This is a genomic window from Oceanobacillus sp. J11TS1, from assembly GCF_018333215.1.
GTDB lineage: Bacteria > Bacillota > Bacilli > Bacillales > Amphibacillaceae > Oceanobacillus.
The window spans coordinates 91,195-111,140 of record NZ_BORO01000004.1 but is presented as its reverse complement, the minus strand read 5'-3'; the positions used below and the strand labels follow the sequence as shown (position 1 = coordinate 111,140).

Sequence of the window (19,946 nt, the reverse complement as noted above, 5' to 3'; positions counted from 1 at the left end):
GATGACTAGCAGAGCAAGTAAATTAAAAATTAACGGATTCCAAACAGATGAATACGGATTTAAACCAAAAGGGAGAATTGTTGTTCCTACACCAGAGGAGGGTATAGAGCATATTGATATAAAAGGTAGGCATGGATCCCTTACTAAAAAGTATGGATTTAAGGATATACCTTTATCTGTCCATTTCACCATCTTAGCTGATCAATCGTTTAAAAAGGTATTTCGACAAGCGAAAATATTATTATTCCAAGCTCAAACCTTAGTTTTTGAGGATGATGGGGATGTTCATTATCGTGTTAAATCTGTTTCTATTGAGGATGCAGAGAATTTAGTATTACAGTTTGGAGAGTTTACTGTTCATTTTGTTCTTGCCCCTTTTCAATATGAAACAAATCCCATGCAAACAATTACAGGGAGACATGTATTTAATAATCCCGGTTACGAATCACAGCCGTATATCAAAGCGACATGCAGCGGTAACGGCAAGATATTTGTTAATGGCCAAGAAATACAGATTGTTAATATAAATGGCACCATTGAGATTGATTCTGAACTCATGAACGCTTATAGGAAAACCACAGGTAATATCACCAATCTGAATAATCACATGGTTGGTGATTTCCCCATTTTTCAGCATGGGAATAATGTGGTGGAATATAGTGGTGCAATAAGTAAATTAGAAATTAATCCTAGGTGGAGGTGGGTGTGAAATGTAGTATAATGTTTTTTGGGGTGATTTTATTGAAGAATTTATATAAAGGTTTAGTAATAGGATGGATTTTTATTATTGTGATGTTAATATGGATTTTTCACAAAGCATTTACTATTAATCGTATTGATATTGAAAGTGCACTAAATGGCTTAATAGTTAATTTATTTATGCTTGGCATTACTGTTTTTGTTCTTGATTTGCTCATTAAAAAACGTACTGAAAAAGAGAAAAGGAATGTTGAGTTAAATGAATATAAGGATTTATTAACAACGGAGCACCACATATTAGCAGGCGTGTTAGAAAACTTTTTACAAATTTTAATAACCAAAAGAGGGTTTTTAAGTGATGGTTTGTATTTTAGTGATAATTTGGATCCAGATTCTGAAGATATCACTTTAAAAGAATTAAAAGATACCCTTAACAAATACGTTGGTCCAGAATTCAGAAGTAGTAATATTGAAATAAAAAATATTAGTACAGGTGGTAAGGATAACGCAAAAGACCATTCTTTATCGTATGCTGAATTTCTTCAACATCAAAAGTCGTTTGTATCAGATAAAATTTCTAATTATATAAATAGTTATCATATATTTATCCCACATGATATCACAAAAAGATTAGTAACAATTAATTCTTCACTTGAATATAGTCTAGTTTTTTTGGAGAATAAAAACCGTGACATAATTGACAAAAAGAGCTTAAAGAAAGAATTACAAGAAAAATATCAAGAGACGTTAACAATATTAATAGATAATGTAATCGAATTTAAAGAATCTATTCCTAAAGACACCAAATAAGCGGTGTCTTTTTTACGTCTGAGCGAAAGGAGGTAAAACATGTATCCAATTTTATATAAATCTAATGAAACCAATTTCGCTCACAACGGAATTGGTTTTTTGCGTGATGCAATCACTGTTTATCCAGAAGAAGAACTGAATGGACTATCTGAAATTACCATTGAATATGATGCAGATGGATTCTTAGCTGACCAAATCAGTAATGGCATGATTATCAAAGCCAAAGCGAACGACAAGCAGCAGCCGCAGCTATTTAGAATTTATAGCCACGTGAAAGATCATACTGCAGACAGAATTATTATTAACGGTCAGCATATCACGTATGACTTGGCCGACAACTTTGTCGAAAAGCTGATATTAAATGATATGACTACCAGGCAGGCTATGGAAGCTATACAATTTAACCTTGCCTATCCAACTTGTTTTAATATTATGAGTACTAATAATACAACAACATCCAGCACACGCTTGTATCGTACCAATCCATTACAAATGATAGCTGGTATTGATGGGTCCATTCTAGATCACTGGGGCGGACAGATTGAGCGTGATAATTTTAATTTGATTATGCACCGTAGGCGAGGCAGTGATGATGGTGTTAAGGTACTTTATAAAAAGAATCTCACTGGTTTACAGGCTACATTTGATGATAGCAATGTGGTCACTCGTATTTATCCATTTAAATATGTGGAAGCAACTGAGGAAGAACCGGAACGACTGATTACAATAACAGGTAAGTATATCGACAGTCCAAACATTGATAAGTATACGCATATTAAAATCCTTCCTATTGATGCAAGCAGTGAGGAAGAGATTGAAACTAGCCAAGACTTATACAATGCCTACAAAGATTATTTTAGCAACGAAGGTAAGGGAAAAGACCTACCATCTGTATCAATGGAAATCGAGTTCGAACCCTTGTGGGAGACAGAGGAATATAAAGATGTTGCTGCTCTTGAACTTGTTGGATTGGGTGATACTGTCACTGTCGGTCACAGCAAGATGGGTCTTGATTTAAAAGCCACCGTTGTGAAGATTGAATATGATTCCATTGCGGAAAAGAATCGTAAGGTATCGCTTGGTAATATTAAAGCCAATTTCACGGACAGCGTTAATCAAAATGCCAATAATCTTGGTGTTATTGGTGAACGTATAAACAGGAATGAGCAAAAATCCAATGAAGCTATTCGTGCAGCCAATGGGAAAAACACCATTTATTATGGACCAGATGAACCTACAGGCGACCACCTAATTAAAGGCGATATGTGGTTCCGTATTGTAGATGGAGAATATACAAGAACATATATTTATGACGGCGTGCAGTGGCAGTTGTCTATTGATATGGAATCCAAAGAGGCAAAGGAATCAGCATCCGAAGCACGTAACAGGACACAGGAGGCAGTGGATAAGGCAAATCTTGCTACAAGTAATGCGAACGAAGCTATCGAAAAAGCTCAAGATGGATTTGATAAAGCACAGGAAGCTTTAACTCAATCTAGCAATGCCAGTAAGGAAGCAAGGAATGCAGTCGATAAGTCTCAAGAATCCTTTGATAAGGCGCAGAATGCTATAACAAGAGCGGACAGCGCATTTAATAAGGCTGATGCGCTAAGTAAAGTGGTCGATAAAAACACTGGTGACATTACTTCCGTTACCCAGATTGCGCAAGGATTACGTACTAGAGTATTAGATGCAGAAGGGAATATCAGTACCTTACAGCAGACTGCCACAAGCTACGGCAGGCGTATAGAAAGTGCGGAGGGTGAACTAAGCACGCTTACGCAAACCGCAAGAGGCCTGCAGACACAAGTTAACGATAAGGCTGATAAATCAACTGTTACGCAATTAGCTGGAGTGATTGACACCAAAATCACCAAAGGACAGGCTGATGGTTGGTATGCTTCTCAGTCTCAATTGACGCAAACTGCATCTAGTTTGCAAAGTACGATTAAGGGAGTTAAGGATGATTTAGAAGGACTGGAGATTGGCGGAAAAAACTTACTAACAAATACTGATTTTTCGCAGCAAGATAACGTTGATAAGTTGGGGACTCCGTCTCCCGTAGAAAGTCGTCAAATCAGTAGTCCGTTAGGTGGTTTTGAAAATATACCATTCGTTTACTTTTCCGTGCCTAATCCTTCTGTTGGAGACAGAGCAAGAACGACCTTATTGGGTAGTAAGTTTAAAATTATCGAAGGAGAAACCTATACATTATCGTTTCTTGGAATTACTAGTTCTTATATAAACACCGATTTCGACTACACTTTAATTTTACGCAACGGTGTAGGGTTTAGAGTTGATACTCAAGGCTATTCGAAAAAGTTGTTAGGACAAGCGATTAATGGCAGTTACACCTATAATGTCTATCAATATACAATGACGTTCGTTTCCAAGTGGAGCGACGATAACGCTTATCCAATGATTGGTTCTACGGTTAATACAGCTAAGTCTACTTGGTTTAGGATTGCAAATGTTCAATTGGAAAAAGGCTCAAAGATGACGTCATACGCACCTGCCCCCGAAGACATGGCAAGCAAATCCGAACTCACCCAAACAGCCGAGGAATTCTCTGTAAAAATGCAGAGTACACAAGGCGAAATAAGCGCTTTGCGTCAAACGTCAAGCAGCCTTGCAACACGTATTGGAAACGCAGAAAAAGATATAAGCTCTGTTACTCAAACTGCCAAAGGGTTGCAAACGAGAGTAGGCAATGCGGAGGGAAATATCACGTCTGTTACACAACTGGCGAATACGTTGCAGACCGATGTAAGAAATGCAAAGGGAGATATTAATACTCTTACGCAGACAGCATCTAGTTTGCAGAGCATGGTTAGTAATCTTGAATCAGATACTAATTCTAAGATTAGTCAGATTAATTCTGCTATCAATCTCAGGGTGCAAAAAAACGATATTATCAATCAAATTAATCTATCGACCGAATCCATTTTAATCAGCGGTAAGAAGCTTATTTTGGATGGAAATACGACCGTCAATGGCTCCTTCAGAGTGAAAGATGCCAATATAACATCTATCAATGCAGGGAAAATTACTGCAGGTACATTGGATGTAGGGAAAGTATCTCTTATTAATTTACGAGGGTTGGATATTTACGGAAGTCGTTTTAGTTCTTCTAATGGCAGTGACTCTATGGATATCACTGGTGGTAATGTACGACTGATGCAAAATAATGGCAGGTACGTGCATATTAATCCTAGTGGCTTATTCGGCTATAATGCCGGCGGTAGCGTGAGATTTAGAGCCGACAGTTTGCTTGTAACAAGTGCAGCACTTGGAACTTCGAACGCTAACGTTTATTTAGCACCTGACAGCAACAACGAGGCTAGGGTGGTAGACGTTAATCAAATTCCAAGTGATGGTGTAGCTAGTAATTATACCTATCGGCCAATACGAGCACTAGGATATCGCTTTAAACCAGACGCAAACGGCTATATCGGCACGGATAAAGAATTAAGAATTACTTCCTCTGGATTCCAACAGCCCGACGGTTCATATATTTATCGTGATGTAAGAGCTAGTAGCTACTATGGAACTTCCTTTATCACGACTACATCTTCTATGTGGCTAGGTATGGATAATGCTTTACACGTTGTAGCCAAAGGAACAGCAGAGGGGAGTTTAAATCCTATTTATCGGAGTGTGTTCGCCCGCCAATTTTGGGGTACTGGTTTTATTACACAATCCACTCACGCTTACGTTGGTACAGATGGCGAACTTCGTGTAATGAGTAAAGATTTGAGTAGTACCTATCGCGACATCCGTGTTAATGCTGTACAACTTGAAAGTGGTGGGAGATTAACTCACCAAGGTGGCGAAACTTTTATACAAGGGAACGGTGGTGTCCGAGCAACAAGGTATAATAGCGGAACCCATGTACCAATGACAGCAAGAGAATTTAACACCTCCTCAAGTCGCGATTTAAAAACGAATATCCAACCTTATACCGGCAAAGGATTAGATGTAATCAACAGGTTAGACATTGTAAATTACGAATGGATCGCAGACCCGGAAGCAGGTATTCAGATTGGTGTAATCGCAGAAGATAGTCCAGATATAGCGCGCGAGAATGGTAAAGAGATCAATATCAACGCTCTCACCATGTACAACACTCGGGCCATTCAAGAAGTGGATACCAAAGTCAGTAATCATATTGAGGATACAGCTTTTGAAATAGCTAAACTCAAAGAAAGAATACACAAATTGGAGGCGAAAGTAGCATGATGGTAGAAATTCAAAAAGGTAAAATAGTTGGTTCAATTAATTTTTTATATGATTTAAGTCTTGTAAGAAAGCAGTCTCGCATGAGAAGGAAGTTTATTAATCTCTTAGATGAGAAAAATAAAGCTGTCCTGGATGAAAGGGAAGAAATTTTGAAAGAGCATTCCGAAAAAGATGCTGATGGGGAGCCGATTATCAAAAATGATCATTACCAGGTAAAAGATCAAAAGGCTCTTGCTGAGGATTTAAAAGAACTCAATGACGAAATGATTGTTATTGAAGGGGGCGATAATCGTGAGATGATTCGTACCATGAAGGATATTCTCCGCAAGTTTGAAGAGGAAGAGTACGAAGGGGAAGCCAGTGAAATTTATGATTATCTTTGCGATCAATTTAAGATAGATGAGGAAGAAGAAAATAAAAACGAAGAGGAGAATGCAGAATGAGAATAACAATTACAGGTATTAATTTTGAATACAACGATGGATTTGACAAGCCTTGTACTGGCGTTAATCTAAACTATATTGGAAATGGATTTGATTTTAATTCAACTCAGCCTGTAAATATTACAAACGATCAATATGAGGCAAGCAAGGACGATAAAGACAAATTAAAAGAAGTTGTGGCTGATAAGATTATCGCAGATGCCACCAAATTTATTGAGGATGTACAAGCGTATAAAGATTCATTAGAAAAAGCCGAATAGGCTTATTTTTTATGGCATCTCATCGAGGTGTCTTTTTTCATGTTTTAAAGTTAGGGGGTCGAGAATGACAATTGAATTAGGTATTTTAATATCGTTGGCATCCATTTTTGTAGCAGGATTAGGTGTGCTTATTGCTTATTTAACTTATCAATCTAAAAAAAGTACATCCACTAAAAACGATACTAAAGAAGGGGCGGAGCTTAAAGCGGGTTTAGATTATATCCGAAAAGGTGTGGATGACATTCGGATTGACTTAAAAGCTAATGAAAAACAGATTAATCACTTATCCGAGCGTGTGACAAGAGTAGAGGAATCTGCGAAACAAGCACATAAAAGGCTAGATTCAGTCAGTCCAGAATAGGGCTTATTTTTGCATTTTAAGGAGGATGATAAGTATGCAACAAGCGATTATTAGATTAGGGGTATTGCTGATTTTATTTGTTAACCAGGCATTAGTGTTATTCGGATGGAGCCCATTACCGTTTAGTGAAGATATGCTATATGAAGCTGGCTCGTATATCGCTACGGTCGGAGCAGCCATTTATACATGGTGGAAGAATAACAACATCACAGAAGAAGCCCAAGAAGTAGACCGCATTTTAAAAGATGCTAAACAAAATAAGAAAGTTAAATTCAAGTAAAGAGTAGCTGCGGCTGCTCTTTTTAATTTATGAGGAGGTTTTATTTATGGCTATCAAAATCAAAAAACAAATCGTACCGGCGAGTGTTGCTGCAAAAGTAACTTACAATGGAAAGAATCCAGTTAATTATATTACAGTGCATCAAACAGGTAATACGAACAAAGGAGCCAACGCTAAAGTACATGCCAACTTACAATCTAACGGCAATAGCAGAGCTGCATCTTGGCAATATACAGTAGATGATAAAGAAGCTTATCAATCGTTCGAGGATACAGCGCAGTGCTGGCATTGTGGTGATGGACAAGGTCCTGGGAATACGCAATCCATTGGCGTGGAGATTTGTATCAACAGCGATGGCAATTACAAAAAAGCTGTAGAAAATGGCGCTAAATTAGTTAAACAGCTAATGGACAAGCACAATCTATCTATTGATTGCGTTAAACAGCATTATGATTGGTCCGGCAAAAACTGCCCGGCTCAAATCAGAGCAGGTCAACAAGGTATTACCTGGAATGATTTTATTAACATGGTTAAAGGTGCGAAGGTGTCCAAGCCTAAGAAAACTAAAACAGGGTCTAAACAAATTACAAAATCCATCGACCAATTAGCAGATGAAGTTATTGCCGGAAAACATGGCAGTGGTCATGAGAACCGGCGTAAGAGTCTAGGTATCGGTCAATCAGAATACGATAAAGTGCGTGCTGAAGTAAATAAACGTACTGGATCAACAACCAAACCTGCATCCAAAAAATCTGTTACACAGATGGTTAATGAAGTATTAAAAGGTCAACATGGTAACGGGCATGCTCAACGACAAAAGTCTTTAGGTATCAGTAAAAGCGAGTATAATAAAGTAAAATCAGAAGTAAATAAACGTTTAACGGGCGCCAAGCCCACGTCTAAATCTATCAGTCAAATGGCTACAGAAGTCATTCAAGGCAAACACGGCTCCGGGCATGAAAACCGCAGGAAGTCGCTTGGTATCAGCAAGGCAGAATACGAAAAAGTTAGAAAAGAAGTAAATAAGCGATTATAATCATAAAAATAAGCCCTTCACTCGGTGAGGGGCTATACATATTATTTAAACATCTTCCTTATCGTCTTTCCTGCAACTCTTCCCGTAACGCGTCTACCGATACGCTTTCCAACCGTTCCTTTTTTCACCGAATCTATATCGTTCCAGATTCTCAACATTTTATAGATGCTTGATTTTAGGCTCATTTAATCAGTCCTTCTAAATTTATTTGTATATTATGGATAGATGAGGGGCATGGCGCCCCTCGCTTTTTATGCTATTTTGCGTTCGCCTTTTAAGTTAAATTCCTTGTGGCTATACATATATAATAACTTTGTTCCCAGTGCATCATTTCCTGGATCATATTCTACATGGTCCAATTTGTAAACGTGAACAAAATCATAATGATTAATTAAATCCCTTTTAAATCGATCTATTTCATTCACCTCATGTTCTGGTGTTCCTGTGTAGCTTGGTGCTGCTGAAACTTCTGGATTTAAATGCGTGGATAGTTCAACATATTCGCTGTTTATACCTTCTCTAAACTCTTTTACCGGAGGCGTTGATTCATTTGAAAAAATATACAGTTCAGTTAATCCTCTTGATAAACTGTTTCCATCTGATTTCATTTAAATTCCTCCAATTTGATTTTATATTTATCATTCATTATGCTATAATCTAGTTGTATTCGCTCCCGGCTAGGGGAGCGTGGATTAAAATATTTTAGAGAAAAAGACGCTCATTCTTGGAGGCCACTGAAAAAGTCCAAAAAAGATATGATTCCCGAATTTATGATGGGAATCATATCTTTTTTTAGTTACAATAAAAGTATCAAGTAAAAGTGGGTGGCTATAATGATCCAAAAACAAGAGTCGATGAATTTAAGTCCATATTCGGAAATTTATGATTTAGTTGTGCCAAAGGATAATTTCTTGCGAAGAATTAATGAATTGGTTGACTTTTCTTTTGTGTATGATGAATTAAATGATAAATACTGCCATACGAATGGTCGGAACGCAATTAATCCGATTCGTATGTTTAAATATTTACTTCTTAAAACCATCTTTGACCTATCCGATGTAGATATCGTAGAACGTTCTAAATATGATATGTCCTTTAAATATTTCCTTGGTATGGCTCCGGAAGAATCCGTCATTGAGCCGAGTTCGTTAACTAAGTTTCGTAAATTACGTTTAAAGGATGTTAATTTATTAGATATGTTGATCAATAAAACGGTGGAAATTGCCATCGAAAAAGAAATTATAAAAAGCAATTCTATCATCGTTGATGCCACCCATACAAAAGCTCGTTATAATCAAAAATCACCAAAGGAAATACTGATGGATCGCTCCAAGAAACTTCGAAAGTCGGTTTATGAGATTGATGAATCCATGAAGAAAAAATTCCCCTCCAAATCGACAACGAATGAGTTGGAAGGTGAGATTGAATACTGTCAAAAACTAATGGATGTGATTGAAAATGAAGAGACGATTTCCGAATATCCAAAAGTAAAAGAGAAGTTAAATCTATTAAAAGAAACCGTAAATGACGACATCGAACATTTACGAATCTCTGAAGATGAAGATGCAAAGATTGGCCACAAAACGAAAGATACATCCTTTTTCGGCTATAAAACGCATATAGCGATGAGTGAGGAAAGAATCGTCACGGCAGCTACGGTTACTACAGGTGAGAAAAACGATGGGAAACAATTAGAAACATTGATTGAAAAAAGTATGGAAGCCGGCATGAATGTAGAAACAGTTATTGGAGATGCAGCTTATTCTGAAAAGGGAAATATTGAATACACCAATAAAAAAGAAATGGAGTTAGTAGCCAAATTAAACCCATCCGTAACCCAGGGCTATCGAAAAAAAGAAGATGAATTTGAATTTAATAAAGATGCAGGAATGTATGTCTGTAAAGCAGGACATATGGCAATACGGAAAGCACGCCAAGGGAAGAAAGGTATATCCACGAACCAAACAGATACATACTATTTTGATGTTGAAAAATGTAAAGTTTGTCCATTCAGAGAAGGCTGTTACAAACCTGGAGCTAAAAGCAAGAGCTATTCCGTAAGCATTAAATCAGATGAACATAGCGAGCAGGCAAAGTTCCAAGAAACGGATTATTTTAAAGAAAAGTCCAAGGAACGCTATAAAATAGAGGCTAAAAATAGCGAATTAAAACATAGACACGGGTATGATGTTTCAGAATCCTCGGGTCTAATTGGCATGGAAATGCAAGGAGCCATGGCAATATTCACGGTAAATCTAAAACGAATATTGAAACTAATGGGTTAAAAATAAGCAAAATAGAATACATAAATCCATAAAAAGACGACTCTAAATTTCAAAAAATGAAATAGAGTCGTCTTTTTCCATTATAAATTTTTAGTTTCACTGAAAATCATAAGTTTTTCAGTGGCCTCCATTCTTGGGTGTCTTTTTTATATGCTGATTGTGTTACCCATTCCATCTTCCCATCCGTTTACATCTTCGCCATTATCTAAGTCAGATGCGATTTGTTCCATATCCTCAATTGTTTCCGGGGTGATAGTAGCAATCACTTCATCTTCTTTAATTACTTCAAACTCATGTAAATCTGCGTCTAATTCCACTTCAACAACTTTGTACCCTTCTCTTTTCCATTCTCTCATTTAAAACAACTCCTTTTATTTTTTTGAAGGTCAATTCCCTACCTTCTAATTATATTATAAACCTTATAAGGTTAAAAGTCAACACATAAACCAAAATTTATTGAGGTTTTTCTCCGAACCATTCTTCCATCGCTTGCACGGAAATAATCCATTCTTTTCGTTTTCCTCCGGGTTTCGCGAAAGATTTTATTAAACCACGACTGATCATATCGTCATTTTTGTCACCATACAAAGAAGGTTTTAGGCGGCTCTTAACTGTATCTTGAGACAGTCCCCATCTGTGTGCAGCCTCAGCTGGTGTCATATAGTTATCTATTTCATTCACTTTTGTTCATCCTTTCATCGTACTTTTTAATGATTTCTCCATAGTATTTCTTTTCTCCATCTTTTCTCATTTGGATAGCTTCATTTATATCCGTTGAGCTACCAAGATGAATTCTTTTCCCGTCGACTCTAATATACGCTTCATACCGTTCTTTTCTGCCTTTCCTAGCCTTTCTTCTAGTCACCCCTTTATATCCAGTATCACTATCAGACCGAACTTTTTTCGTGATAAGGGGGACTTGAACACCATCAACAGTATGTTTTGTATTCAGCGCATGTTTTGCGTTATCTATTTGCCCTTGTTTTCCACAACCGCAAGAGGTGATAGAGCCGTTTTTTAATCCAGTTCCATAGTAGATGCCTACATTGTCGCATTTGCATTTACAGAACCATAATGAGTTACCTTTATCAGTTGTTCCTGCACGCATAATAACCTTTAATCTACCAAACTTTTTTCCGGTTAAATTCAAAACATTTGATGGAGATTTCGGCGAATCTTTCTCTTTATCAATTACGCTCCAAGCCATGTTCCTAGCTTCTACAGCTTTTTCTATAGTGTCGAAAATTCCAATATATATTAAATGTTTCTTTTGAGGAACTTGTACGCTAAATTTTCCATTTTCACGAAGATAAATATTGTTATGGCCAGTTTGAGAAGTCCCTTTCTCTTTTCTCTTTCTTTTGACGACTTTCCTTTTTTTATTTTCAGATTTCCTGTTCTTTTTGCCTTCTTTCTTTGGAGCAGGTTCAGTTTTAAATTTTTCGTTCATATTTTTAATTGTTTTCCATATTTTATCCATGTCAGACGTTTGAAAGTGATTACGCAAGGTATGATAAGAGTAATTATATAAAGACAGAAGTTCTTTAAGAGACAATTCACCGTGATCGTTATAAATATCAAAAAGTTCATTCATAATTTCATTTTTGTAGCGTTTTTTTCTTCGTTTACAACCGCAATTTGTGATAAGGAAATTCTTCAAATCCCCTGTGGCGACTTCTTTTTCATTACCGCAATCGCATTTGCATAACCAATACCATTTAGCTCCGTCATCACTTTTTCTTGTTTTCTTGACAGCCGTTAACATGCCGAACTTTTTGCCTGCAATATTATTTTTTTTAGAGAGCATTGTTTTTGCGGTTTTAGACATTGCCTCTTTTTGCAAGCAGCCGCAGCTTTTCGTGTTGCCGTTTCTTAAACTTGACTGAATTACCTCAGTATAGTTTCCACAATCACACAAGCAAAGCCATCGCCTTTCTTTATTAGTTCTCGGTACTTCGCGAATCACTTTCAGTCTGCCAAAACGTTGACCACTTAGTTCTATCCTCGGTGTCACGCAACCAACTCCATAACATCACTGTATTCAATTTTCACCACATCACCTTTTGTGATTTGAATAAATTGGCGAGAACCAGCATCGCAAACTTCGTATATACCATCAACTAAATCAAAGTAACGTTCGCTCATGTTATAATCTACACTCTCAACAAAAGAGCGATTAAGTTTAAACTTGGGATGCTTACCAGTAATTTGCGCCACCCAAGATTTATGATTACGACTGCCAGCAGAAGTAGTGATGCGTGTTTTACGGGACAAAGCCCAAGCCATTTTAAGTGCTCCAGCTAAATATTCTCTCACTTTTCCGCCGAATTTCTTTTGACCCTTCTTAGCAATTTCCCAAGCCTTTGTCATAACGTTTTTCATCTTAATCGCTCCTTTGTTTGATTTGTTAATTTTATTATAAACCCTATAAGGTTTAGAGTCAACACAAAAAATAAAACTTTTTTCAAGGAATTTATTTCATGTTTACAACTGTCCCCGTTTTGGTATAATAAGAACAAGCGTTCAGAACAAAGGTTCTTATTGGAGGGTTGTACATGGAAATCAGAGATAGAGGTACAATGAAATGGACATCATTAATGCTGCCGGAACAAGTTGAATTACTTAGAAAAATGAGGGAAGAAAGAGATCGAAAAGAAAAACCTATCCTGGATGAACAACAAATCGAGGAAAATGGCTTTCAGCTTATGATGGCGCATAAGGACAATTTACTTGTTGAAATAAAGCACTACAAAGATTATGATTTTCGTTTTTATCAAGGTTATATAGATCGCATTAACTATCAAGACAAGTACATTAATGTGGTTGAAAAGCTAGGGGGTAGCGACTTTGTCAAAATTAAATTTGAGGACATAATGGAAGTTCATATTCTTTAGCAGGAGAATTCCACCTCTTTGTCGTATTTATATGGCAAGGAGGTTTTTTAATGGTTAAAAATCGATACAAAATAACTATACCTTTTATCGATGAAGACGATGAAAGATTTATTGATGCTTTGGATTTGCAGACAGGAATTACATACGGCTATTATGAGCAAGAATTTGAAGCGATGAAGCTACCAGAACATATGCAAGTGAAGAAATATGTATTAAAGAGGATGCACCTTATTAGGGCAGGCGCTTATGATGATGAGAATACTGAGCCGCCCATGTATGTGATATTAGGTGATAAAGAGAGGTAATCCCTCTCTTTATTTTTCGTCATCTTCCCAAGTGTATAGATCATCAACTTTACAATTTAAAATGTGTGCAAGTTTAAAAAGCTTATCTATAGATGGTTTCCCACGATTATTTACCCACCTGGATAGAACAGTAGGGTAAACGCCGACCTGTTCAGCAACCCATCTGTGTTTTAAACCTTTGCTATCTATGACTTTTCCAATTTGGCTTTTTAACATTTTTATCACCCAACTTATATATTCTACAAGAAAAATTATTTTCCTCCTCCCCTCGCGCTCCCCTCCACCTCAAGACACTCCTTCCTCGTATTTGTGAACCAAAAATGGTATCAAATTATACCCTGATGCATACACATATATCAACAAACGAATATACGCACGAATAGGTAACCGTGCGAATAGCGAAAGGAATACTAAAGCGAATAGGGGTGCGAACATGGATTTATTGATAGGAGGGGGCTTGGCTGCATTTACGATTTATGTAGCTGCAAAATGGAATAAATCTGACAAGGATAAAATTCAGCATACATTCCGGAATTTAAATTATAAGATAAAGGATCGCGAGCCAAAACATTTTAAGACACACAGAACTGATCAATACACATTGTACAGCTATCATGTCCCTTATGGATTGGTGGATGATGAAAAATTAAATGTATTGGAAAAGGTGCTTAATAAGCCAGTAGGAGTGTCTTTCGTTAATCAGAAGTTGCATATTAAGGTGTATAAACAAACGTTGCCTAAAGAGGTTAAATACGATTGGAATCCAACCGAAGGATGGACTTTACCTATTGGGGTGTCATTGGATGGTCCAGTTACACATGATTTTGATAAGATCCCGCATATGACAATTGCCGGGATGACCAGACAAGGGAAGACTGTTCTTCTCAAATTAATCATGGCCCATTTGATTACTAATCATCCTGATAATGCGGAATTCCACATTATCGATCTAAAAGGAGGATTAGAGTTTGCGCAGCATAATTATAGACAGATAAAATCAATTGCTAGTAATTCATTGGACGCGTTTAATTTACTGGCTAGATTATCTGATGAAATTGAAAGAGACATGACATTTTTTAAATCAAAAGGATACACGAATGTATTAAATACAGATATAAAAAAACGCAAATTCATTATTGTAGATGAAGGGGCAGAATTAGTACCCCATAAATCCATGAGTAAAGATGAAAAATTAGATATAGATTATTGCCAGTATGTTTTGTCCAACATCGCAAGAGTAGCTGGAGCACTTGGTTATCGTTTGATTTTTGCAACGCAATACCCAACTGCAGATACATTGCCGCGTCAAATAAAACAAAATGCTGATGCAAAGGTTAGCTTCCGATTACCGACAGAAGTTGCCAGCCGTGTAGCATTAGATGAACAGGGCGCAGAGACATTAAATAATGTAGGTAGGGCTATTTATCGGACAACAGACAAACACGTCATACAGGTGCCGTACGTGACTGATACGGACATTAAAAGGAGGTTCGCTGATTATGTTAGCGCAGCAGAAGAGACAACAGAGGGAAGAACTGATACTGTCTTCTTTGGATAATTTGACGTATGCAACTAGAGAACAGCTGCAGGTGATAAATAATCTTGGCGGAGATCGTAACGCCCAACGGATATTGGCCAGGATGGAAAAGGATAAACTGCTACTAGCCACGCGCCTGGAAAAGAAAATATATTATCTTTCAAATAAAGGAAAACAAATTATCGGATCCAATCAAGGAAAGTTAAATAAAAGGGAAGTCGTTCACATATTAATGCGGAATGATTTGTATATAAGATTGGGCATGCCAGCAGACTGGAAGAAGGAATGGCCGGTTAGGTGGGGAGAAAACAAAATAATTGCTGATGCAAGATTTAAAAAGGGAGGGGAATATCATTTTGTGGAAATAGACAATCAGCAGACGATGGCAACTAACATCGAAAAGATAAAAAAATACAAAGATCTTTCTTATGCGATTTTCAAGCAATACAATCACCGACCTACTGTGATTTGGTGTACATTGTCAGATGTTCGCAAAAACAAATTAAAGACATTATGCGAGAATCACGGGTTAAAGTTTCAGGTGTATTAAAAAAGAGAGGAGCGAGCCTCTCTAATAGATTTTTAACATCTACCCACGTATTTTTTTAGCCCCAACTTAGCCCCACTTTAGCCCCAATTCAATTAGTTTATGTGCATTGATTTGCGTTTTTGTAATATAATAGTTAATAACAAACATTGATACAGCAAGAAATTTAATATTTTTTTCGTGATTATGCTTTAAAAAATCTGTATCAATTGTATAATAAAACTAATTTGTTTTATGTAGTACAGTTGAGAGAAGGTGATGGCAGATGGCGACCAAGCATGAACAAATTTTGCAGCATATTTTATCTTTGCAAGTAGGTAGTAAAATATCTGTCCGTCAGATAGCAAAAGATTTAAATGTGAGTGATGGAACTGCTTATCGTGCAATTAAAGAAGCAGAAAATCAGGGGATTGTCAGTACGATAGAACGTGTAGGAACCATCCGCATTGAACAAAAAAAGAAAGAAAATTTTGAAGAACTGACCTTCGCAGAGGTAGTAAACATTATTGATGGACAAGTACTTGGCGGCAGAGATGGACTGCATAAAACGTTAAGCAAATTTGTCATCGGAGCAATGGAATTAAATGCTATGATGCGCTATACACAAGCGGATTCTTTACTGATTGTGGGGAATCGTCTCAAAGCACATAAGCTGGCTTTAGAGGCTGGGGCGGCTGTTCTGATTACAGGGGGATTTGATGCTGATGACGCTGTAAAACAGCTTGCAAATGAAAAACAATTGCCTATTATTTCCACAAGTTATGATACTTTTACCGTCGCAGCAATGATCAACCGTGCAATTTATGATCAATTGATTAAGAAGGAAATTGTCTTTGTGGGAGATATCTCAACGCCATTTGAATCCTCTTATTATTTGACGACAAAACAGCAGGTAAAGGATTGGTATATTAACAATGAAGTTTCTTCACATACACGCTTTCCGGTAGTTGATGACCGTATGAAAGTAGTAGGGGTTGTTTCATCCCGAGATATTGTAGGAAAAGATCAAAATACATTTATTGATCGTATCATGAGCCGTAAGCCTTTAGTGGTTCAAAAAAAAACCTCCCTGGCATCTGTTGCACATATGATGGTTTGGGAAGGAATTGAACTTGTCCCTGTCGTGGATGGATCTCATGTATTAAAAGGAGTAATTTCAAGGCAAGATGTATTAAAGGCAATGCAACAGATCCAAAGGCAGCCACAGGTTGGGGAAACTATTGAGGATATCGTTTCAAATAATATGTCGCAAAATGCTCAGGAAGAAGGCTGGTTTGAAGCACATGTTATCCCGCAAATGACAAACCATTTAGGTACCTTATCCCATGGTGTATTTACAGCTTTAATTACTGAAGCATGTGAAAAAATGATGAAATTGGAACGAAAGGCAGAAATTTCAATTGAGAACATTACGGTTTATTTTAGCAAGCCAGTTCCAATTGATAGTATTTTGCATATTAAGCCAACACTACTGGATGTTGGACGTCTCTACGCTAAGATAGATGTAGAAGTATTGCACGGACAAAAAACGGTCGGAAAAGCATTGATAATGGCACAGCTGATTAATCGCTGAAGAAAAAACGACCATCCAGCTTACGAAATAAAAAACAACTGGAAGAATACGAATTCCAGTTGTTTTTCGCTAATCATGTAAAAAAGTGAAAGGCAAGAAGGCTATTTTATCGCAGTGTAACTGGCTGGGACTGGGACTGGGACTGCGATTACTCGTCCCATCGAAGGGCTTTTGTAAGACTCCCACTTCAAAAAATGAGTAAAAAATTATATTTCTAAGTGGGAGATCTAACAGCCAGTAACGGCCCGATTCGTTCAACTAACCTTCAATGGGGGATGAAAGAAAACCCCCACTGAAGGAAGTTTCACTTTATTCTGGGTGCAATCTTCTCCACTCTTTTTGATAATGACTAGCTTCTTTAAAACCACGAATGAGTTGCATGAAACCTAAAATAAGTATAACGGCACCAATAAACAGACTAAGTTTTGTCAGGTAGAGTGTATATTGATTAATCGCAAAAGCTATCATGAACGCTCCTAGGCAAGATTTTGCTCTGCCGTTGTAATATTTCTGCGTTAATGTGCTTTTCTCTTTTAAGATAGCTACTTTATAATAGATATAAAAGACTGCTGATAAAATAATGATAATTGGGAAGATAACCATTTTAACGCTCCTAACTACATATTCTTTATACTATGTTCATTGTAGCGTTTTCTAGATATTTTATCTAGGGAAAATAATCGTTATATTAGATATGAAAGGAAGATTGTCGTGAAAATAACAAAAATTATCGAGGCGATTGAAAAAAATCAGAAAATCATCATTCACCGTCATATTCGTCCGGATCCAGATGCTATAGGGTCACAGGCAGGTTTGAAAGAATTAATTAAGCATTCTTTCCCGGAAAAAGAAGTTTACGCTGTAGGTGAGGATGCTCCGTCTCTAGCATTTTTAGCAAATATGGATCAAGTACAAGACAGTGCGTATCAAGAAAGTTTAGTAATTGTCTGCGATACTGCAAATCAACCGCGTATTGACGACGGACGCTATAAAACAGGGAGACAGTTAATAAAGATTGACCATCATCCAGGAACAGATTCTTATGGAGATATAGAATGGGTATCAACAGATGCAAGCTCCACTTCAGAGATGATAGTTGAACTCGCATTAGAGGCAGAATCACGTGGCTGGTCGCTGAATGATGATGCTGCTCGATTGTTATATGCAGGGATTGTTGGAGATACAGGCAGGTTTAAATTCCCGAGCACCACAGTAAAAACATTTCAATACGCAGGAGAATTAGTTCGTTATGATTTTGACCGAACCGCGCTCTATAATGAGTTGTATCAGGCGGAGGAGAAGGTCTTACGTTTAAGCGGTCATATTTTACAGAACTTCCAATTATCCGAGAACGGTTTATGTGTGATTAAATTAACTGCAGATTTGTTGAAGGAATTTAATGTTACTGTGGAAGAATCTAACCAGTTGGTTCAAGTTGTTGCGGACGTAAAGGGTATAAAAGCTTGGCTCTTTCTTATTGAGGAAGCGGATCAAATTCGTGTACGTATCCGCTCAAAAGGACCAATTATTAATCAGATAGCTAGAAAGTATAATGGCGGGGGGCATCCATTAGCTTCGGGTGCAACAATATATACATGGGAAGAAGCAAAAGATTTAGCTGCAGATTTAGAAGAAGTATGTAAAAACCATGCTTAAAACGTATGTCTTTCGCGTTGGAATAAGAATAAGGTTTTAATCAGAAGCTATCCCAAGGTACTTTTCCAATTGGAAAAGTACCTTGGGATTTTATCTATATAAACGATTTTCCAAAAGATACTCGAAAAGGATGATAAAGGCTTGGAGTAATCATATTTTTCTTTATCACTGCACGGAATCAGGGAGAATCGATATTTTTAATTCTGGACCATATACAATCCGTTGAACGACAAAGTAGAAGCTCAATCCGTCCAGTGTAAAGGCCTTATTTTCAATGGTTGAGGTAAGCAGCTGATCTGATCGCGATATTAGTTCTACTTCTTCACCAATCACATGATTAATCTCTTCATGAATTAAAGCGCGCAGCTGGTCTTGCATTAATAAATCAATTTTCGCAGAATCCGGGTCTTCAATTTGGATCGTTATTTTTGAAATGGTAAGCGGTTGTTTCGTCTGCTCACTTAAATCTTCTTTATCTTTTAGTAAGGTTTGATTCGTGTGCTGTAGCTCCGTTACCTCATTAGATAGTTCAATGTTTTCTTTTAAAATTTCGTCATACATTGTGCCGTACATATAAATAAAGATGATATAAGATATAATGCTTCCAAAAAAGAAACCGACAAAAATCAGCTGCCAGCCAGGCTTTTTATGATATGGAGGGACATGCATTAGGGAACATCTCCTTGTGAGAACCATTGAATAATAATAAGACCGACTTTGACGCCGCCCATCGCCGATAAAATTAATAGGATTTGTTTTAATAGATCCATTGGCGTTCCATCGAACACGCCTCTTTCAAAATTAGCAATAGCATCGAATGTTCCGCCGATGGCAGCGACAATCCCCCATATTCTTAAACGCTCTGCAATTCGATTCATGGAAGTTAAAGCTGCATCTCCCGTTGCAAAATCCCCGATGCTGCCAATAATAGAGCCTCCGATGATAACTCCCAGTGCAATAAAAAAACAATGAATAAATGCTGCAAAAAATCGTTCCTCCATAAGTAACACTCCTTGTATCA

At 37.2% G+C, this 19,946-nt stretch carries 25 protein-coding genes; 15 read left to right on the top strand and 10 right to left on the bottom strand.

Annotation, left to right across the window (positions count from 1 at the left end; translation table 11 throughout):
* Position 1 precedes the first annotated feature (1 nt).
* From KI343_RS04940 to KI343_RS04905, 8 genes are all read left to right on the top strand, one after another.
* A complete protein-coding gene (locus KI343_RS04940; protein WP_212925328.1) occupies positions 2 to 709 on the top strand; it encodes a phage tail family protein in 708 nt (235 codons plus the stop codon).
* On the top strand, positions 706 to 1,509 hold the full coding sequence (locus KI343_RS04935) for a hypothetical protein (protein WP_212925327.1): 804 nt from the start codon (positions 706 to 708) through the stop codon (positions 1,507 to 1,509). Before KI343_RS04940 ends, KI343_RS04935 begins: the two co-directional genes overlap by 4 nt.
* 39 nt (positions 1,510 to 1,548) lie before the next feature.
* Positions 1,549 to 5,748 (top strand): phage tail spike protein, encoded by a 4,200-nt coding sequence (locus KI343_RS04930; RefSeq protein WP_212925326.1) that lies wholly within the window; start codon positions 1,549 to 1,551, stop codon positions 5,746 to 5,748.
* Positions 5,745 to 6,191 carry a hypothetical protein gene (locus KI343_RS04925; protein WP_244856735.1) on the top strand — a complete coding sequence of 149 codons (447 nt, stop codon included), beginning with the start codon at positions 5,745 to 5,747 and terminating at the stop codon, positions 6,189 to 6,191. The genes KI343_RS04930 and KI343_RS04925 overlap by 4 nt, the downstream gene beginning before the upstream one ends.
* Positions 6,188 to 6,451 carry a hypothetical protein gene (locus KI343_RS04920; protein ID WP_212925325.1) on the top strand — a complete coding sequence of 88 codons (264 nt, stop codon included), beginning with the start codon at positions 6,188 to 6,190 and terminating at the stop codon, positions 6,449 to 6,451. The genes KI343_RS04925 and KI343_RS04920 overlap by 4 nt, the downstream gene beginning before the upstream one ends.
* 64 nt (positions 6,452 to 6,515) lie before the next feature.
* Positions 6,516 to 6,812 (top strand): hypothetical protein, encoded by a 297-nt coding sequence (locus KI343_RS04915; RefSeq protein ID WP_212925324.1) that lies wholly within the window; start codon positions 6,516 to 6,518, stop codon positions 6,810 to 6,812.
* 34 nt (positions 6,813 to 6,846) lie between these two features.
* Positions 6,847 to 7,092, top strand: coding sequence for a phage holin (locus tag KI343_RS04910; RefSeq protein ID WP_212925323.1), 246 nt, complete (start codon positions 6,847 to 6,849; stop codon positions 7,090 to 7,092).
* Between the two features lie 46 nt (positions 7,093 to 7,138).
* Positions 7,139 to 8,128, top strand: coding sequence for an N-acetylmuramoyl-L-alanine amidase (locus KI343_RS04905; protein WP_212925322.1), 990 nt, complete (start codon positions 7,139 to 7,141; stop codon positions 8,126 to 8,128).
* Between the two features lie 41 nt (positions 8,129 to 8,169).
* Here KI343_RS04905 and KI343_RS04900 read toward each other — a convergent pair whose 3' ends face one another.
* The gene (locus KI343_RS04900) at positions 8,170 to 8,313 is read right to left on the bottom strand and encodes a hypothetical protein (RefSeq protein ID WP_212925321.1); all 144 of its coding nucleotides are present in this window, start codon (positions 8,311 to 8,313) and stop codon (positions 8,170 to 8,172) included.
* Between the two features lie 66 nt (positions 8,314 to 8,379).
* Positions 8,380 to 8,736, bottom strand: a complete 357-nt coding sequence (locus KI343_RS04895; RefSeq protein ID WP_212925320.1) for a hypothetical protein — start codon at positions 8,734 to 8,736, stop codon at positions 8,380 to 8,382.
* Positions 8,737 to 8,961: 225 nt separating this feature from the next.
* Here KI343_RS04895 and KI343_RS04890 point away from each other — a divergent pair, with 225 nt between their 5' ends.
* Complete coding sequence (locus tag KI343_RS04890; protein ID WP_212925319.1) at positions 8,962 to 10,413, top strand: IS1182 family transposase; 1,452 nt, start codon at positions 8,962 to 8,964, stop codon at positions 10,411 to 10,413.
* A gap of 146 nt (positions 10,414 to 10,559) precedes the next feature.
* Here the strand turns inward: KI343_RS04890 and KI343_RS04885 are convergent, their stop codons facing one another.
* From KI343_RS04885 to KI343_RS04870, 4 genes are all read right to left on the bottom strand, one after another.
* Positions 10,560 to 10,769 carry a hypothetical protein gene (locus KI343_RS04885; RefSeq protein WP_212925318.1) on the bottom strand — a complete coding sequence of 70 codons (210 nt, stop codon included), beginning with the start codon at positions 10,767 to 10,769 and terminating at the stop codon, positions 10,560 to 10,562.
* Between the two features lie 97 nt (positions 10,770 to 10,866).
* On the bottom strand, positions 10,867 to 11,094 hold the full coding sequence (locus KI343_RS04880) for a helix-turn-helix domain-containing protein (RefSeq protein ID WP_212925317.1): 228 nt from the start codon (positions 11,092 to 11,094) through the stop codon (positions 10,867 to 10,869).
* Positions 11,087 to 12,427 carry a hypothetical protein gene (locus tag KI343_RS04875; RefSeq protein ID WP_212925316.1) on the bottom strand — a complete coding sequence of 447 codons (1,341 nt, stop codon included), beginning with the start codon at positions 12,425 to 12,427 and terminating at the stop codon, positions 11,087 to 11,089. The genes KI343_RS04880 and KI343_RS04875 overlap by 8 nt, the downstream gene beginning before the upstream one ends.
* Positions 12,424 to 12,795, bottom strand: coding sequence for a hypothetical protein (locus KI343_RS04870; RefSeq protein ID WP_212925315.1), 372 nt, complete (start codon positions 12,793 to 12,795; stop codon positions 12,424 to 12,426). The genes KI343_RS04875 and KI343_RS04870 overlap by 4 nt, the downstream gene beginning before the upstream one ends.
* 173 nt (positions 12,796 to 12,968) lie before the next feature.
* Between KI343_RS04870 and KI343_RS04865 the strand changes: the two genes are divergently transcribed.
* Together KI343_RS04865 and KI343_RS04860 are read left to right on the top strand one after the other, a co-directional pair.
* Positions 12,969 to 13,307 carry a YolD-like family protein gene (locus KI343_RS04865; RefSeq protein WP_212925314.1) on the top strand — a complete coding sequence of 113 codons (339 nt, stop codon included), beginning with the start codon at positions 12,969 to 12,971 and terminating at the stop codon, positions 13,305 to 13,307.
* A 50-nt stretch (positions 13,308 to 13,357) separates the two neighbouring features.
* Positions 13,358 to 13,612 (top strand): hypothetical protein, encoded by a 255-nt coding sequence (locus KI343_RS04860; protein ID WP_212925313.1) that lies wholly within the window; start codon positions 13,358 to 13,360, stop codon positions 13,610 to 13,612.
* A gap of 9 nt (positions 13,613 to 13,621) precedes the next feature.
* On the opposite strand, the gene KI343_RS04855 is transcribed toward KI343_RS04860, so the two are convergent.
* Positions 13,622 to 13,828: a helix-turn-helix domain-containing protein gene (locus tag KI343_RS04855; RefSeq protein WP_212925312.1), complete on the bottom strand. Its 207-nt coding sequence runs from the start codon at positions 13,826 to 13,828 to the stop codon at positions 13,622 to 13,624.
* Between the two features lie 217 nt (positions 13,829 to 14,045).
* Between KI343_RS04855 and KI343_RS04850 the strand changes: the two genes are divergently transcribed.
* The 3 genes from KI343_RS04850 (at position 14,046) to KI343_RS04840 (ending at position 17,269) form a co-directional block, all read left to right on the top strand.
* On the top strand, positions 14,046 to 15,170 hold the full coding sequence (locus KI343_RS04850; protein ID WP_212925311.1) for an FtsK/SpoIIIE domain-containing protein: 1,125 nt from the start codon (positions 14,046 to 14,048) through the stop codon (positions 15,168 to 15,170).
* A complete protein-coding gene (locus tag KI343_RS04845) occupies positions 15,112 to 15,699 on the top strand; it encodes a replication-relaxation family protein (RefSeq protein WP_212925310.1) in 588 nt (195 codons plus the stop codon). Before KI343_RS04850 ends, KI343_RS04845 begins: the two co-directional genes overlap by 59 nt.
* Before the next feature lie 262 nt (positions 15,700 to 15,961).
* Positions 15,962 to 17,269 carry a DRTGG domain-containing protein gene (locus KI343_RS04840; RefSeq protein ID WP_212925309.1) on the top strand — a complete coding sequence of 436 codons (1,308 nt, stop codon included), beginning with the start codon at positions 15,962 to 15,964 and terminating at the stop codon, positions 17,267 to 17,269.
* A gap of 309 nt (positions 17,270 to 17,578) precedes the next feature.
* On the opposite strand, the gene KI343_RS04835 is transcribed toward KI343_RS04840, so the two are convergent.
* Entirely contained in the window at positions 17,579 to 17,872 is a 294-nt protein-coding gene (locus tag KI343_RS04835) for a YtpI family protein (protein ID WP_212925308.1), read from the bottom strand.
* A gap of 102 nt (positions 17,873 to 17,974) precedes the next feature.
* Between KI343_RS04835 and KI343_RS04830 the strand changes: the two genes are divergently transcribed.
* On the top strand, positions 17,975 to 18,925 hold the full coding sequence (locus tag KI343_RS04830) for a DHH family phosphoesterase (protein WP_212925432.1): 951 nt from the start codon (positions 17,975 to 17,977) through the stop codon (positions 18,923 to 18,925).
* Positions 18,926 to 19,090: 165 nt separating this feature from the next.
* Here the strand turns inward: KI343_RS04830 and ytrI are convergent, their stop codons facing one another.
* Together ytrI and ytrH are read right to left on the bottom strand one after the other, a co-directional pair.
* Positions 19,091 to 19,594, bottom strand: a complete 504-nt coding sequence (gene ytrI / locus KI343_RS04825; protein ID WP_212925307.1) for a sporulation membrane protein YtrI — start codon at positions 19,592 to 19,594, stop codon at positions 19,091 to 19,093.
* Complete coding sequence (ytrH, locus tag KI343_RS04820; RefSeq protein ID WP_212925306.1) at positions 19,594 to 19,926, bottom strand: sporulation membrane protein YtrH; 333 nt, start codon at positions 19,924 to 19,926, stop codon at positions 19,594 to 19,596. Before ytrH ends, ytrI begins: the two co-directional genes overlap by 1 nt.
* Positions 19,927 to 19,946 lie beyond the last annotated feature (20 nt).

Excerpts from the sequence above, each read along its gene's own strand:
- KI343_RS04895 (WP_212925320.1), bottom strand. The coding sequence starts at position 8,736 with ATGAAATCAGATGGAAACAGTTTATCAAGAGGATTAACTGAACTGTAT.
- KI343_RS04940 (WP_212925328.1), top strand. The coding sequence starts at position 2 with ATGACTAGCAGAGCAAGTAAATTAAAAATTAACGGATTCCAAACAGAT.
- KI343_RS04915 (WP_212925324.1), top strand. The coding sequence starts at position 6,516 with ATGACAATTGAATTAGGTATTTTAATATCGTTGGCATCCATTTTTGTA.
- KI343_RS04860 (WP_212925313.1), top strand. The coding sequence starts at position 13,358 with ATGGTTAAAAATCGATACAAAATAACTATACCTTTTATCGATGAAGAC.
- KI343_RS04835 (WP_212925308.1), bottom strand. The coding sequence starts at position 17,872 with ATGGTTATCTTCCCAATTATCATTATTTTATCAGCAGTCTTTTATATC.
- KI343_RS04850 (WP_212925311.1), top strand. The coding sequence starts at position 14,046 with ATGGATTTATTGATAGGAGGGGGCTTGGCTGCATTTACGATTTATGTA.
- KI343_RS04900 (WP_212925321.1), bottom strand. The coding sequence starts at position 8,313 with ATGAGCCTAAAATCAAGCATCTATAAAATGTTGAGAATCTGGAACGAT.
- KI343_RS04890 (WP_212925319.1), top strand. The coding sequence starts at position 8,962 with ATGATCCAAAAACAAGAGTCGATGAATTTAAGTCCATATTCGGAAATT.
- KI343_RS04870 (WP_212925315.1), bottom strand. The coding sequence starts at position 12,795 with ATGAAAAACGTTATGACAAAGGCTTGGGAAATTGCTAAGAAGGGTCAA.
- KI343_RS04905 (WP_212925322.1), top strand. The coding sequence starts at position 7,139 with ATGGCTATCAAAATCAAAAAACAAATCGTACCGGCGAGTGTTGCTGCA.
- KI343_RS04855 (WP_212925312.1), bottom strand. The coding sequence starts at position 13,828 with ATGTTAAAAAGCCAAATTGGAAAAGTCATAGATAGCAAAGGTTTAAAA.
- KI343_RS04930 (WP_212925326.1), top strand. The coding sequence starts at position 1,549 with ATGTATCCAATTTTATATAAATCTAATGAAACCAATTTCGCTCACAAC.
- KI343_RS04845 (WP_212925310.1), top strand. The coding sequence starts at position 15,112 with ATGTTAGCGCAGCAGAAGAGACAACAGAGGGAAGAACTGATACTGTCT.
- KI343_RS04925 (WP_244856735.1), top strand. The coding sequence starts at position 5,745 with ATGATGGTAGAAATTCAAAAAGGTAAAATAGTTGGTTCAATTAATTTT.
- KI343_RS04885 (WP_212925318.1), bottom strand. The coding sequence starts at position 10,769 with ATGAGAGAATGGAAAAGAGAAGGGTACAAAGTTGTTGAAGTGGAATTA.
- KI343_RS04910 (WP_212925323.1), top strand. The coding sequence starts at position 6,847 with ATGCAACAAGCGATTATTAGATTAGGGGTATTGCTGATTTTATTTGTT.
- KI343_RS04865 (WP_212925314.1), top strand. The coding sequence starts at position 12,969 with ATGGAAATCAGAGATAGAGGTACAATGAAATGGACATCATTAATGCTG.
- KI343_RS04920 (WP_212925325.1), top strand. The coding sequence starts at position 6,188 with ATGAGAATAACAATTACAGGTATTAATTTTGAATACAACGATGGATTT.
- ytrI (WP_212925307.1), bottom strand. The coding sequence starts at position 19,594 with ATGCATGTCCCTCCATATCATAAAAAGCCTGGCTGGCAGCTGATTTTT.
- KI343_RS04840 (WP_212925309.1), top strand. The coding sequence starts at position 15,962 with ATGGCGACCAAGCATGAACAAATTTTGCAGCATATTTTATCTTTGCAA.
- ytrH (WP_212925306.1), bottom strand. The coding sequence starts at position 19,926 with ATGGAGGAACGATTTTTTGCAGCATTTATTCATTGTTTTTTTATTGCA.